Annotated in this window: 10 protein-coding genes and 1 tRNA gene; 2 read left to right on the top strand and 9 right to left on the bottom strand. The window is 51.6% G+C overall.

Annotated elements, in window-relative coordinates; all coding sequences use genetic code 11:
* Positions 1-111: 111 nt before the first annotated feature.
* The 7 genes from B156_RS0123775 to B156_RS0123745 form a co-directional block, all read right to left on the bottom strand.
* The gene (locus tag B156_RS0123775; RefSeq protein WP_018622292.1) at positions 112-966 is read right to left on the bottom strand and encodes a DUF2911 domain-containing protein; all 855 of its coding nucleotides are present in this window, start codon (positions 964-966) and stop codon (positions 112-114) included.
* 185 nt (positions 967-1,151) lie between these two features.
* Positions 1,152-2,153, bottom strand: a complete 1,002-nt coding sequence (locus B156_RS0123770) for a 3-hydroxyacyl-CoA dehydrogenase family protein (protein ID WP_040586281.1) — start codon at positions 2,151-2,153, stop codon at positions 1,152-1,154.
* 267 nt (positions 2,154-2,420) lie between these two features.
* Positions 2,421-4,307 (bottom strand): tetratricopeptide repeat protein, encoded by a 1,887-nt coding sequence (locus B156_RS30555; RefSeq protein ID WP_018622290.1) that lies wholly within the window; start codon positions 4,305-4,307, stop codon positions 2,421-2,423.
* Between the two features lie 128 nt (positions 4,308-4,435).
* Positions 4,436-4,510, bottom strand: a tRNA-Val gene (locus B156_RS0123760).
* 31 nt (positions 4,511-4,541) lie between these two features.
* Positions 4,542-5,888, bottom strand: coding sequence for an MFS transporter (locus tag B156_RS0123755; protein WP_018622289.1), 1,347 nt, complete (start codon positions 5,886-5,888; stop codon positions 4,542-4,544).
* Positions 5,889-5,969: 81 nt separating this feature from the next.
* Positions 5,970-6,857, bottom strand: coding sequence for an alpha/beta fold hydrolase (locus B156_RS0123750; protein ID WP_018622288.1), 888 nt, complete (start codon positions 6,855-6,857; stop codon positions 5,970-5,972).
* An 89-nt stretch (positions 6,858-6,946) separates the two neighbouring features.
* A complete protein-coding gene (locus B156_RS0123745) occupies positions 6,947-7,405 on the bottom strand; it encodes a hypothetical protein (protein ID WP_018622287.1) in 459 nt (152 codons plus the stop codon).
* Positions 7,406-7,528: 123 nt separating this feature from the next.
* Between B156_RS0123745 and B156_RS0123740 the strand changes: the two genes are divergently transcribed.
* Together B156_RS0123740 and B156_RS0123735 are read left to right on the top strand one after the other, a co-directional pair.
* Complete coding sequence (locus tag B156_RS0123740; RefSeq protein WP_040586300.1) at positions 7,529-9,175, top strand: T9SS type A sorting domain-containing protein; 1,647 nt, start codon at positions 7,529-7,531, stop codon at positions 9,173-9,175.
* Positions 9,176-9,212: 37 nt separating this feature from the next.
* A complete protein-coding gene (locus B156_RS0123735; RefSeq protein ID WP_018622285.1) occupies positions 9,213-11,267 on the top strand; it encodes a thioredoxin domain-containing protein in 2,055 nt (684 codons plus the stop codon).
* Positions 11,268-11,289: 22 nt separating this feature from the next.
* Here B156_RS0123735 and B156_RS0123730 read toward each other — a convergent pair whose 3' ends face one another.
* Both B156_RS0123730 and B156_RS0123725 read right to left on the bottom strand, forming a co-directional pair.
* Entirely contained in the window at positions 11,290-11,715 is a 426-nt protein-coding gene (locus B156_RS0123730; RefSeq protein ID WP_018622284.1) for a secondary thiamine-phosphate synthase enzyme YjbQ, read from the bottom strand.
* A 30-nt stretch (positions 11,716-11,745) separates the two neighbouring features.
* Positions 11,746-12,576 (bottom strand): hypothetical protein, encoded by an 831-nt coding sequence (locus B156_RS0123725; RefSeq protein WP_018622283.1) that lies wholly within the window; start codon positions 12,574-12,576, stop codon positions 11,746-11,748.
* Between the last annotated feature and the right edge of the window lie 25 nt (positions 12,577-12,601).

Below are 12,601 nucleotides of genomic sequence, written 5' to 3'. Positions count from 1 at the left end.
GGGCCTAAGACATTGCACTGATGCTGTATGGTGTTGGCTAAACGTACTCGCTAAACAGGAACGGCGACCCACTAGTGGGGTCGCCGTTCCTGTTTGATGGATGACAGGCTATTACTTCTTGGCGGAAGCAATCAGGTCGTTGGCCATTTTAACGTAATCCATATTTTTAGCTTCCGTTGCCAGTGCTACGGTTTTCTCGGCGCTGGCGATGGCACTGGCCTTTTCGTTCATCTTCAATTCAATCCGGGATTTTAGTAACATGATCCAGAACGCTTTCGGATTTTGTTCCGTGGCTTTGGTCACCCAACCCAGTGCCTGCTTTAAATCGCGGTTGGTATCGTAGTAATAACTGGCGGCCTCAAAATAAGCGGGCTTGTCCGACGCCATTGAAGCCTCGATGTTTTTCACGATTAATGGATCGATATCGGCAGTAATGGCAACGGGAACGCGGGTTTTGTCCCACATAATTTCCAGTACGGCGGAGCTGGGCATAATCTCGGCCAGGTTGATGGTAAAGGTCTCTGCCTTGTTGGCCAGCATGGTCGGCTTTACCTGAACCCGTACTACTTCGTTTTCTTTCTTGTAATCACCCACGTTGGCACCCAGGTTCAGGTCTTTGGACAGCATGACATCCCAGGTGGTTTTTCCCGGAATGGTGAACAGGCCGTACGTACCCGCTTTAACCTCTTTGCCTTCCAGTTTTACGTCGGACGAAAACGTAATTTTTGAGGTACCATTAGCACCCGTGCGCCATACTTTGTCGTAGGGAACCAGGTCACCGAAAACGGTCCGGCCCTTTACCGCTGGTCGGGAGTATTCGAGGGTAATATCGCCCAGGGCGAAACTCTGTTTGGTGATTTGCATCGGGCTGGCAGCCGGTACTTTAAGCTGTGCCTGTACGGTAGCGAGTGAGCAAAGTGTTAGCAGAATGGCCCCGGCCAGTGCTGGTACATGTAGATTCTTCATGATGAACGAACGATGAAACTGTTCCTTATGCGTTTAATTTTTGAACCCCAAAGGTAAGGGTTATTGCATCAGATATACCTCTTCCGATATTCGGTAAAGAGTAAGTGTTCAACGAAGCAGGCATTCGGTCTTCATCCAAACCGACTGTCTGGCAGAACTTCGCCGACAGGCAACGGTCGCGCTTTTTAGCTGCCACCATCGTCTTCAGGAGCCAGTTTCTTTTTTACTACATCGGCCGGGTATTTGAGCGCCAGCTGACGAATGTCGTAACTGAACTCTTCGTAGGTTTCCTGCCAGAGTTTAGCTTCTTCGGGGGTGTAATCGTAAAAACCGTGGGCGTTTGAAACCCCTTTGCCCCCTGCCTTTACAATATCATCAATCAACGTAGGCACTTCTGTTTCATTGCTCAGGGTCGGAAACAGGTCTTTCATGACGGTGTGATAAGCCGCTACGCCCGTGAGGTCCATCCACCGGAAAACACCCGCGAGCGTCATCCAGTAACCCGTATTGTTGCGGCAGGCCCGGTCTACATCGTCCACCGTTGCATAGCCATTTTCGACCAGGTTGAAGGCTTCCCGGTACATGGCATACATCAGCCGGTTGGCAATGAATCCCCGAATATCTTTACGCACCAGCGTGGGTTCTTTACCCCACTGGTGCGCCAGGGCATAGAGCCATTCGGCCACCTGTACATCGGTCTGTTCACCACAAATCACCTCCAGAAAGCGGGTCGTATGGGATGGCTCCGACCAGTGTAATCCCAGAAATCGGGCGGGCAATTGAACCTGTTGCTGAAGCAGGCTGATGGGTATCGCTGAGGTGTTGCTGGTAATCAGGGCATCTTCGGCCACCACGGCTTCAATCTTTTCGTAGACCGATTTTTTGATGGCGACGTTTTCCAGCGTACACTCCATGATTACCCGACTATCCTTCAGGAAACCGTAGTCTTCGGTGATGGTAAGTTGATCAAGGTAGGCCTGTGGGCTGTTGGTAATCAGCCCTTTCTGAAAGGCTTTGGCCAGGTGTTCCCGAATGCGGGGCTCCGCGGTTTCCATATCCGCGGGAAGTGGAGCAATGGCTACCACCGGATGCCCGGCTATGAGCAGGCACGTAGTAATGCTGCAACCCATTAACCCCAAACCGACTACGCCCACGGGTATTGATGCTGTATGTATTGACTCGTTCATAGTAAAAAACGGGGTTCAGTAGCTTGCCGGAATATGGGCAGTTCAGTTTCAATTCCCTCTCCGAAAGAGGCATTATAGTACAAACGATTAGGCCCCACGGCTGTTCAGTAGTACAGGGTTGTTTTTCCGCAACGGGTAGTCTTTATGGGCATCCGCTAAATTTTTTTAATAGTTTAATTTATTGGTTTTTATAATCAAATTGTCTTCTTTGAAAAAAAGCAGAGAAACTAAATTGTTCTCGATTAGGATAGTTATATAGGGATATTGTCATTTGAAAGGCAAATGAGAGATTACTATTTCTACCTTTTTCTGCCTATTGATCAGTTGATCTTTAATGTGGTAGTTAAAAGCAGCCGCCCACTCATCCGCCCGTTCTACTTTAGGACCTAATGTTATTTTATTTAGTGCTGGTATTATATCTACCAGTTCAATGTAAACTTTAGGGGCATTACCTTCTTTTTTGATCTTTTTCGTAAATCCTACTCCCTGAACGACTAACCTCACTTCATTCTCGTATTGATACTCCGAGCTTTTAAACAAATAAGCTATCTCGTTCAGAAGTTTAACTACACTAATCTTTTGGTCATCATTTAATTCAATCGCTTTATCTTTCAATTCACTCATTAATATGTTTAACTTATTTTCATCCGGATCACTCTTGCCAGGAACGATGAACCTGTTTTTTGATAAGTATGCTACATTATAGAAAGTAAATTGCTCCTCACTCTGTGACTGAACTTCTGCTTCTTTATCTGTTGACCTTATTTTCTTTTTTAAACTATCAATAAAACTTGTTCTGTAAATTGTCAAAGCACAACCTTTGGCCTCCGCTTGAGCTTCTTTTCCATACATACGCCACAAGGTCAGATCATTATGTTTACTCTCTGCGACAAAGCTTCCAATAAATGGCCTCTCCACAAATAACTCTGCCATTGTCTCGTCAGCAGTGCGCTTCGTTGTTTCAAAAGAAAGATAATTGAACAGTTCACGTCCTTCAGATGTGTCGTTGAGAAAAGACCCTTCTGATAGCCGAAATGGCTTATTATCTAATATTATTGCCCGAGCACCTGACAAGCTTGTATAATGGGTTAAACAAGGACTGTCAAACAGCAACAAGTCTTTTATTTCGTTAATTATACCATCAAGATCATCGTACCAAGCATTTTCTATTTTTTTTCTAAGTTGCTCAATTTTATCTAAAGTAACCTGTCTGTAATAATTATCAGGATTATCAGACAAAGTTATAAAGTGGTTATAATCCGCAAGTGCCATATTATATTCTTTCTTTTCAGCCCAAGCATTGCCTCTATTGCCGTATGCATTTATGTAGTTTGGATCAATTCGGATAGCATCCGTATAGTCTACAATCGCTTTGTCATATTCTTTCTTCTGAGCCCAAACAAGACCTCGACTACCGTATGCGTTTGCGTAATTCGGATCAATTCTAATGGCATTCGTGTAGTCCTCAATCGCTTTGTCATACTCTTTCATTTCAGCCCAAGTAAGGCCTCGATTGAAATAAATAATTATAGAGTTTGGGTCAATTCGAATAGCATCTGTATAATCCGAAAGCGCCTTGCTATACTCTTTCTTCTCAGACCAAGCCAGGCCTCTATTGTTATAAGCTATCGCAAAATTTGGATCAATTCGGATAGCATCCGTATAGTCCACAATCGCCTTGTCATACTCTTCCTTCAAAGACCAAACAACGCCTCGATTGTAACGAGTAGATGCGTAATTTGGATCAATTCTAATAGCATCCGTATAGTCCGCAATCGCTTTGTCATACTCTTTCTCCTCGGACCAAGCATTGCCTCTGTTATTGTAGGCTTTTACATAATTTGGATCAATTCGGATGGCATCTGTATAGTCTGCAATCGCTCTGTCGTAATCTTTCTTTTCAGCCCAAACAGTACCTCTTACCCCATATCCTATTGGCAATAAAGGATCTATCTCAATAGATTTTTGGGCATCATTAAAACTTAGGTCTGGTTCACCAATTTCTTTATAGGCTCTTGCCCGCCAGACGTATAACGTGGCATGAGCATATTGTATAAGTAGTGCATCATTTAGAAGCGTAATGATTTCCTGATACCTTTTCTCATCAAACAGTTGTTCGACTTTTTGTATGATTTGTTCGAGTGTTAGCTCCATGTATAGTTAAAAGAAAAGTGGGTGTGAAGTTTAATACAGTCATGAGAAAAGAGTAAATACAAATGACCTACTGTTGACAATGAAAAAACCCCATTCACAGGCTGTAAATGGGGTTTCGGGATATCATGTAGGAAGTAGCGGGCTCGAACCGCTGACCTCTGCTCTGTCAAAGCAGCGCTCTGAACCAACTGAGCTAACCTCCTTTGCTGTCCGATGCGTTGGACCGGCACAAACTTACAAAACTTCTGTTTCTTCCAAACGCAGTCCGTAAACTTTTTGCGACGGAATGCGCCACAACAGTACCAACCCCACGATAAACAGCACCAGCAGGCCCAGTACACTATTCCGCATGCTGCCCGTGATTTGCTCAATCAGGCCGTACACCAGCGTGCCCAGTACAATGGACATCTTTTCGGTCACGTCATAAAAACTGAAGTAGGAGGCTGTATCGGTCGTGGTGGCGGGCAGGAGTTTGGAGTAGGTGGAACGGGAAAGTGACTGAATCCCACCCATCACCAGCCCCACCACAGCCGCCAGCCCGAAAAACTGCGATTCGGTCTGTACGTAATAAGCACCGGCACAAATGAAAATCCAGATGACCACGGCCACCATCAGGGCGTAGGTATTCCCGATTCGTTCGGAGAGCCGCGAGAAGCCGTACGCCCCCGGAATGGCGACCAACTGAATGAGCAGAATAGTAATAATCAGGCTCTGTCCGGGCAGTTTCAGCTCGTCGCTCCCGAAAATAGTGGCCACGTACATCACCGTCTGCACCGCCATGTTATACACGAAAAACGCCACCAGAAACCGCTTGGTCAGGGGTTGCTGCTGCAAGTGGCCCCAAACCTGCCGCAACTCCCTAAAGCCATTCAGCAGGTAGTTGCCCGTTTGCTGTCCGGTTTTCTGAACGCCATCGGGCCGGGTCCCGGTGGGGAACCGCGCGTCGGGCAGGCGGCTAAACGGAATCTGGGCGAAACCAATCCACCAAATCCCAACCGTCAGAAATGCAATCCGGGAGGCCAGTCCTTCGGAGATGTTGCCGAACCACTCACGCTTGAGGATAACCACCAGGTTTATAATCATGAGCAGCACACTGCCCAAATACCCCATGGAATACCCCCGCGCACTCACCCGGTCATATTGGTCTTCGGTGGCAATGTCGGGCAGGTAGGAGTTGTAAAAGACGATGCTGCCACTCCAGCCAATGAGGCTGATCCAGAAGCAGATAACGGCAAACGTGGTGGTTTCCTGCGTGAAGAAGTACAGCAGGCTGCAACTGATGGCTCCGGTGTAGCAAAAGACTTTCATGAACGCTTTCTTGCGTCCGCTGTAGTCGGCGATGGCCGTGCAGATAGGGGAGAGCAGGGCCGTAAACAGGAAAGCCGCCGAAATGGTGTAGGAGAATAGAACCGAGTTTTTGATGGATAACCCCAGGAAATTAATGACCGGACCCCCCGTTTCGTTCAGAGCCGTTGCCGAGAAATAAACCGGAAAAATACTCGATACAATAACGAGCGAATGAACCGAGTTGGCCCAGTCGTAGTAAGCCCAGGCGGTAAGGGTACGGGGGTTATTTTTCAATTTTTAAAGAGCGAAAGAATGAAAGAGTGAACGAATGAAATCAGATCGCCGATGCGGAGCGGTTCAAGATACTGCGCTCTTTCATTCTTTCGCTCTTTCAATCATTAAAAATTCAATCACTGCCTTAGTAAAAGCATGATTTGAGTCGCCCGCAACCATGTGTCCGGCATCGGCCACGCTCACACTCTGCGCGTTTGGCACGGCGTCCAGAAACTCAGCCATCACTTTTTCGCTCACCACATCGCTGATGCCCCCGCGTACAATAAGCGTCGGGACGGTAAGGGCACGGGCGGCCCGGTACAGTCGATCGGTATTGTGAGGTTGCTTTGCAGGCTCATTGATGTGTTGCCACACGGCCAGCATGGTTGGGTCCCAGTGCCAGTAGTAGCGCATGGCACCGTCAGGACCTTTTCTCAGCCGCAGATTTTTCTCCAGTCGGCGGTGGTCCGAGGGGCGCGACCGATGGGGTAAGTAAGCGGCCACGGCTTCGGCGGCTTCGTCCAGGCTGGCGAACCCATCCTGATTGCGACTCATGAAAGCAAAAATGCGTTCGATGCCTTTCTGCTCGGCACGGGGGGCAATATCGACCAGTACAACCGCCGAACAGATAGAATCGGTACCCGCTGGCTGCCCAGCCCGTCCCCGTTCCCCTTCGGCAATCAGGGCGGTCATGCCTCCCATCGATGCACCAACGAGCGCGGGTTTTTGATTCAGTTGCGCACAGATGGCGCGCAAATCACTAGCCAGGCATTCGATGCCGTAGTGACCCTCCGCCGACCAGTCACTGTCGCCATGCCCCCGTGCGTCGGGGGCGATAGCGTACCAACCAGCGTCGGCCAGCCACCGGCCCGTGTCGCCCCACGAATGGCGCGTTTGCCCTCCCCCGTGCAGGAGCAAAACGGGCGGGTGCGCCGGGTCGCCCCAGGCATCGGCGGTGATAAAAAAGCCCGGTTCCGTTTCGAATTGCATAAAGGGCGAAAGACTGAAAGAGCGAATGAGTGAAAGACGGAGAAAGGCAAGGAATAGATTGAAGATCTTTCGCTCTGTCGTCCTTTCACCTATAAAGTGGGGTCAAACTCCAGATTGATGGCAGCATCTTTGCCGTCGACCGGGGCACGCTGGCGAAGAACCAGCTTATTTTTGTTCAGCGTGACGATGGGGAAGTTTCCTTTGAAGCCCGAAACATCAACGTCGATGGATTGGAAATCAGGTGCCAGCGTCCAGGTGCCGCCGTTGACAACGGAGTTGGATTGCCGGGGGTCCAGGGCGCGGACGGTGCCGTTGTTCCGAAACTGCATATTCAGGTCATACAATACCTGCGTGGCCAGATTCAGTCGGCTTTTATTAATTTCTGCGCCATCGGGTGTCGATACGCGCACGGTGCGCCAGTTGTTAGCTACCAGCAAATCGGTTTGCGACGTTGCAGTAGGCGCGGGGGTAGCGCCATCGTCTTTTTTGCAATGCGTGAGTGTTGTTGACAGGATAGCGGACAACAGGAAAAGTCGGATAGTTTTCATAGTGGAATAACGCCTTTTTTATGTTCTGGTTTATATGAATAACGGGAACCGGTTCCCGATTCGTTTAGCAACCGGGCCACATTGCGCCCCTAAAATTCCGTAGTTTTGGCCAAACTTCAAGCAATGCGGGTTTCCTTTGGCATTTTCTTTATCGGGGTTATCCTATGCTGGCTACGGCTAACCAGCCCGGTTGCGGCCCAGCAACAGTGCGCTGATCCGCTGAACTCCACGCCTGTTAGCCAGCCGAACCTGATTGAATGGAGCAAATTTCCCGACTTTACCCTCCCATTTCCCGTCATCTACGGCGGCCCCCGCTTTACCGATAATCAGGCCAGTCCGTTGCGGCACGGGTTCAGTCATTTAGTGGATGTAAAGGACAGTGAATACGGCTCGCTGGTAAAGGCCAGTCAGCGGGCGGTGGTCTACTACGGCGTGGCGACCGGCCTGAACCAGCCCTGGGGCGATATTGAAAGTCCGTGGGGCAACGACCTGAACACCTACCGGGCCAAATGGGACCAGTTTTTGTCGGACCTGGCGGGGGGGCAGAAAAATGCGGCTGGCCTGTACGTGCTGCCCGTGAGTCGGTTTGCGCTGGACATCGAGCGATTTCTGGAAACCGACACCCGGATTCTGCGACTAAAAACTGACGCCCGTGTACCGGCGCAGTACCGTACCCTCACCGACGCGGATTTTGTGGCGACCTACAAAAAGGCCATGCGGAACCTCTACGCCGAGGCCATCCGCTACATGCGGCAGCGCGCCGACTTTACGACCGTCAGCGTGACCAGCTACGCCGACACGCCCGTACTGAACACCTACCTCAATGTACCGACTTTTACCTGGACCGACTGGACCACCAACCTCAGCCGCACGAATTACATGGTGCAGGATTCCCTGGGTCGGGGCATTGGCGGGCCGTATTACGACCGACTCGACGCGCTGTCGCCGTCGGCTTATTATTACTACGATTACCCGAATCCGCTGGCTCCCGACTACCTGGCCTATCTGCTGTTTCATGTGGAGGTAAACCGGGCGTGGAGCAGCAAGCCGGTGGTGCCCTGGGTGTGGCTGCGCTACCATGACAGCTCGACCAGTTACCCTAACTTTATTCAGCCGTTCATGGCAGAGGCTACAGCCATCTTTCCATTTTTTTCGGGTGCCTCGGGCCTGTGGCTTTGGGAAAATCCTACGCTGGCCCCCGCCCGGACGGATAACTATGCCGCCTACGAGCACTTCACGCACGGGTTATACCGACTGTCGCGCTTTGCCGATATGTTTCAGGGAGCGTACGAGCTGGTCATCGAAACCCCCGCCCGCGATTTGATGGATGGACAGCTACCCGTTTGGCGGGGAGTAGCCAAAGGCAATCGAATCCTGATTGCAGCCCAGAATCCGTACGCAGCGAACGGGCAGAAAACCAGCCTCACGGTACGGTACAAAGGCTGGCAGCAGGTAATTGAACTCACAGGCCGGGAGGTGTACCTGTGCCGGTTCGACATGGGGACCGTGACCACCACGGAACCCGCACTGGCTGATGTATCGGTCTATCCCAATCCGGCGCAGAGCACGCTGATGGTGTCATTCGGGCAACTTCCCACTAGCCCAACAACGCTGACGGTACTAAACACAAACGGTCAGCCGGTGGTTATAAAACGGGTCGACCAGGCAAAGCAAGTCATCGACCTGGGCCGTTTGCCCGTTGGCTTGTACGTACTCCGGATTGAAAACGAAGCCGGAACCCAAACGAAAAAAGTGTTGATCACAAACTGATGGATGACGCAGTTTTGTCTGTCTATTCGCTCCTGTAATGCCGAACCAACTTCAATACGAAACCAGCCCTTATTTACTTCAGCACGCCGAAAATCCGGTCGACTGGTACCCGTGGGGTGACGAAGCCCTCAATCGGGCCGTTGCCGAAGACAAGCCCATTCTGGTCAGTATTGGCTATTCGGCCTGCCACTGGTGCCACGTAATGGAACGCGAATCATTCGAGAAGGAATCCGTAGCGCGGGTGATGAATGAGCATTTTATCTGTATCAAAGTAGACCGGGAGGAACGCCCCGACGTGGATGCCATTTACATGGACGCCGTGCAGGCAATGGGCGTGCAGGGTGGCTGGCCACTAAACGTGTTTCTGATGCCCGATGCCAAGCCGTTTTATGGCGTCACGTACCTGCCCCAGCCGAACTGGATCAACCTGCTGGATAGTGTCCAGTCGGCCTTCAGCGAACACCGCAATGATCTTGTCCAGTCGGCGGAGGGGTTTGCCCGGGAACTCAACCTGACGGATGCCGAACGGTATGGCTTGTCCGAGAATACCCCGCTGTTTTCGACCGAAAACCTGGAATCACTCTACCGCAAAGTGGCCGTAAAGGCCGATGATGAGAAGGGGGGGATGCGCCGGGCACCGAAGTTTCCGATGCCCGCCATCTGGCGGTTTATGCTGCGTTATCACGATGCCACCGGCAATGAGTCGGCCCTCTTGCAGGTGAAGATCACCCTCGACCGGATGGCCCTGGGTGGTATTTACGATCAGCTTGGCGGAGGGTTTGCCCGGTACTCGACGGATGGCGATTGGTTTGCGCCCCATTTCGAGAAAATGCTGTATGACAACGGCCAACTGCTGACGCTGTATGCCGAAGCGTACAGCCTGCTGAAAAGTCCCCTGTATAAGCACGTCATTTACCAGACCATTCACTTCGCCCAGCGCGAATTACTCAGCCCGGAAGGTGGATTTTACTCCGCCCTCGATGCCGACAGCGAAGGCGTGGAAGGGAAGTTTTACACGTTCACCACCCCCGAGATAAGGGAGGCACTGGGCGAGGACTACGACTGGTTTGCCGACCTGTACAGCCTGACAGAGTCGGGCAACTGGGAACACGGGCGAAATATCCTCCACCGGACTGAATCCAACGAAACCTTTGCCGAACGGATGGGCTGGACACTGTCCGACCTGAGTGTACGGCTGGATGCTACCCATATCCGACTGATGCGCATCCGCGACGAGCGCATCCGTCCGGGGCTGGATGATAAGATTCTGTGCTCCTGGAATGGGCTGATGCTGAAGGGACTGGCCACCGCCTACCGCGTATTCGGTGAACCGGAATTCCTGACCCTGGCTTTGCGCCAGGCGTACTTTCTATTGAAGAAGATGCGCGATAGTCGTAACGGGAGGCTGTGGCATACCTATAAAAGCACCGCTGGCGTGCAGGGACGGGCCAAGCAGGCAGGCTTTCTGGATGATTATGCCGCCGTGATTGATGGCCTTCTGGCACTCTATCAGGCCACTTTCACCGAAAACTGGCTGGCGGAAGCCGATCAGCTCACGCTGTATGTGCTGGCTAACTTCAGTGACGCAACAGTAGATGACCTCACCGGCCCCGACCCGCTGTTTTTCTTCACCGATAAAAACAGCGAAGAACTGATTGCCCGCAAAAAAGAGCTGTTCGACAACGTGATTCCTTCGTCAAACTCCATGATGGCCGAAAACCTGTACACGCTGAGCCTATTGCTGGAAAGGCCCGACTACGCGGAGCGGGCCGATCAGATGCTGGGACGGATGCAGCCGTTGGTGGAGCAAAATACGGACTACCTCACCAACTGGGCGGCTCAGTTGGCGCTACGGTCCCGACCAACGGCTGAGATTGCTATCGTCGGCCCGCAGGCCGATCAGTTCCGGGCCGAACTCGATTCGGAATTTTACCCCAATAAAGTGCTCACCGGCACCACCGATAAAAGTGAACTGCCCCTGCTGCAACAGCGCGGCCCCATCGACGAAAAAACGGCTATCTACGTTTGCTATAACCGCGCCTGTCAGCTACCCGTTACGAGTGTGGCCGAGGTATGGCAATTGCTGCGTTAGCAGGGCATCGTTGCGCAGTGGGTTAGTAGATTCCCCAGGCCGTCAGCACCAGTCGCCGACGGCCACCGTCGTTGCGGTGTTCGCCCAGGTAAATACCTTGCCAGGTGCCCAGGTTCAACTGCCCATCCGTAATGGGAATCATAACCGAATGCCCCAGCATGGCCGCCTTTAGGTGGGCGGGCATATCATCAGACCCTTCGTAATCGTGCTGGTAGTAAGGGGCATTTTCGGGTACTGTTTTATTGAAAAAACGCTCGAAATCACCCCGAACGGTAGGGTCGGCATTTTCATTGATGGTCAGGCTGGCGGACGTATGCTGAATGAATACCTGTACTACCCCCACCTTGATCCGGCGCAGGTCCGTAAATTCCCGTTCAATGTGGCTGGTGATGAGGTGAAAACCACGCGGGTAAGCTGGTAATAAGATTGACTGCTGCTTGATATTCATTGCCGTTGCCCTGAACGTAAAACCGGTTTGTCAATTACTTTTCGGCGAGGTATATTCCATAAAGCGGTACACCTCCTGACGCACCACATCGAAGGTCTGGTCCATCTGTTTGCGGAGTTGCTTGTAAGCGGGAGCCGCCATGATGGGTTTGCCTGAACTGGCCAGTACCGGGTCGGCAATGGCACCCAGACTGGTAACGTACTGGGCGATGCTGAATTCGTACCCTTTTTCGCTGCCGTTAGGAACCACCAGGGTCGAAAAATCCCAGCCCGTCAGGTTGTTCTGGGCAACGCGCTGCTCCGCCAATTTCTTTACCTGACCAACCAGCCCCTCGTAGTCTGCACCCGGTGTCCGGCGTTTTATGCGCTCCACGACCATCGTCTGGGTATTGTCGGGGGCAAAGTTGGGGCCGAAGGTGCCATCGGTAATTTCCCATATCTCTATTTTTACGACCGGGGCCGTCATCCGGTCGCGCTTTTGCAGGTCGGCCATTTTCGCCTGAACACTGTCGCCGTAGATGCGGACCATCGCTTCGGGCGAGGCTCCTTTCATGGCCATTTCGGGCGAAACGATACGCGTCACGTAGTCATACTCGGTCTGGTTGGGGTTGGAGGTGAACTGCTTCACGGTCATGTACCAACCTATCAGTTTCCCCTCATCTACGGCCGCCTGGTTTATCTTTCGCCATTCCCGCTCTACGGGCAGCGCATCCTGAATGGTCAGGCCCGGATTGAGTTTGTGGTAAATCAGATACATGTAAGCTTTCTGGCCCGGTTTCATCTGGGCAACAGCCAGCGAACCGCTGGTAAGCAGGAAAACAACTAGTAAGAATAGACCGGTTTTGGGTAAAGAATAGCGCATAAGGAGGCTTTGGGGTTGACTGTCT

The organism is Spirosoma luteum DSM 19990, from assembly GCF_000374065.1.
GTDB lineage: Bacteria > Bacteroidota > Bacteroidia > Cytophagales > Spirosomataceae > Spirosoma > Spirosoma luteum.
Note: the sequence above shows the minus strand (reverse complement) of the source record. Positions and strands in the feature narration are given on the sequence as shown.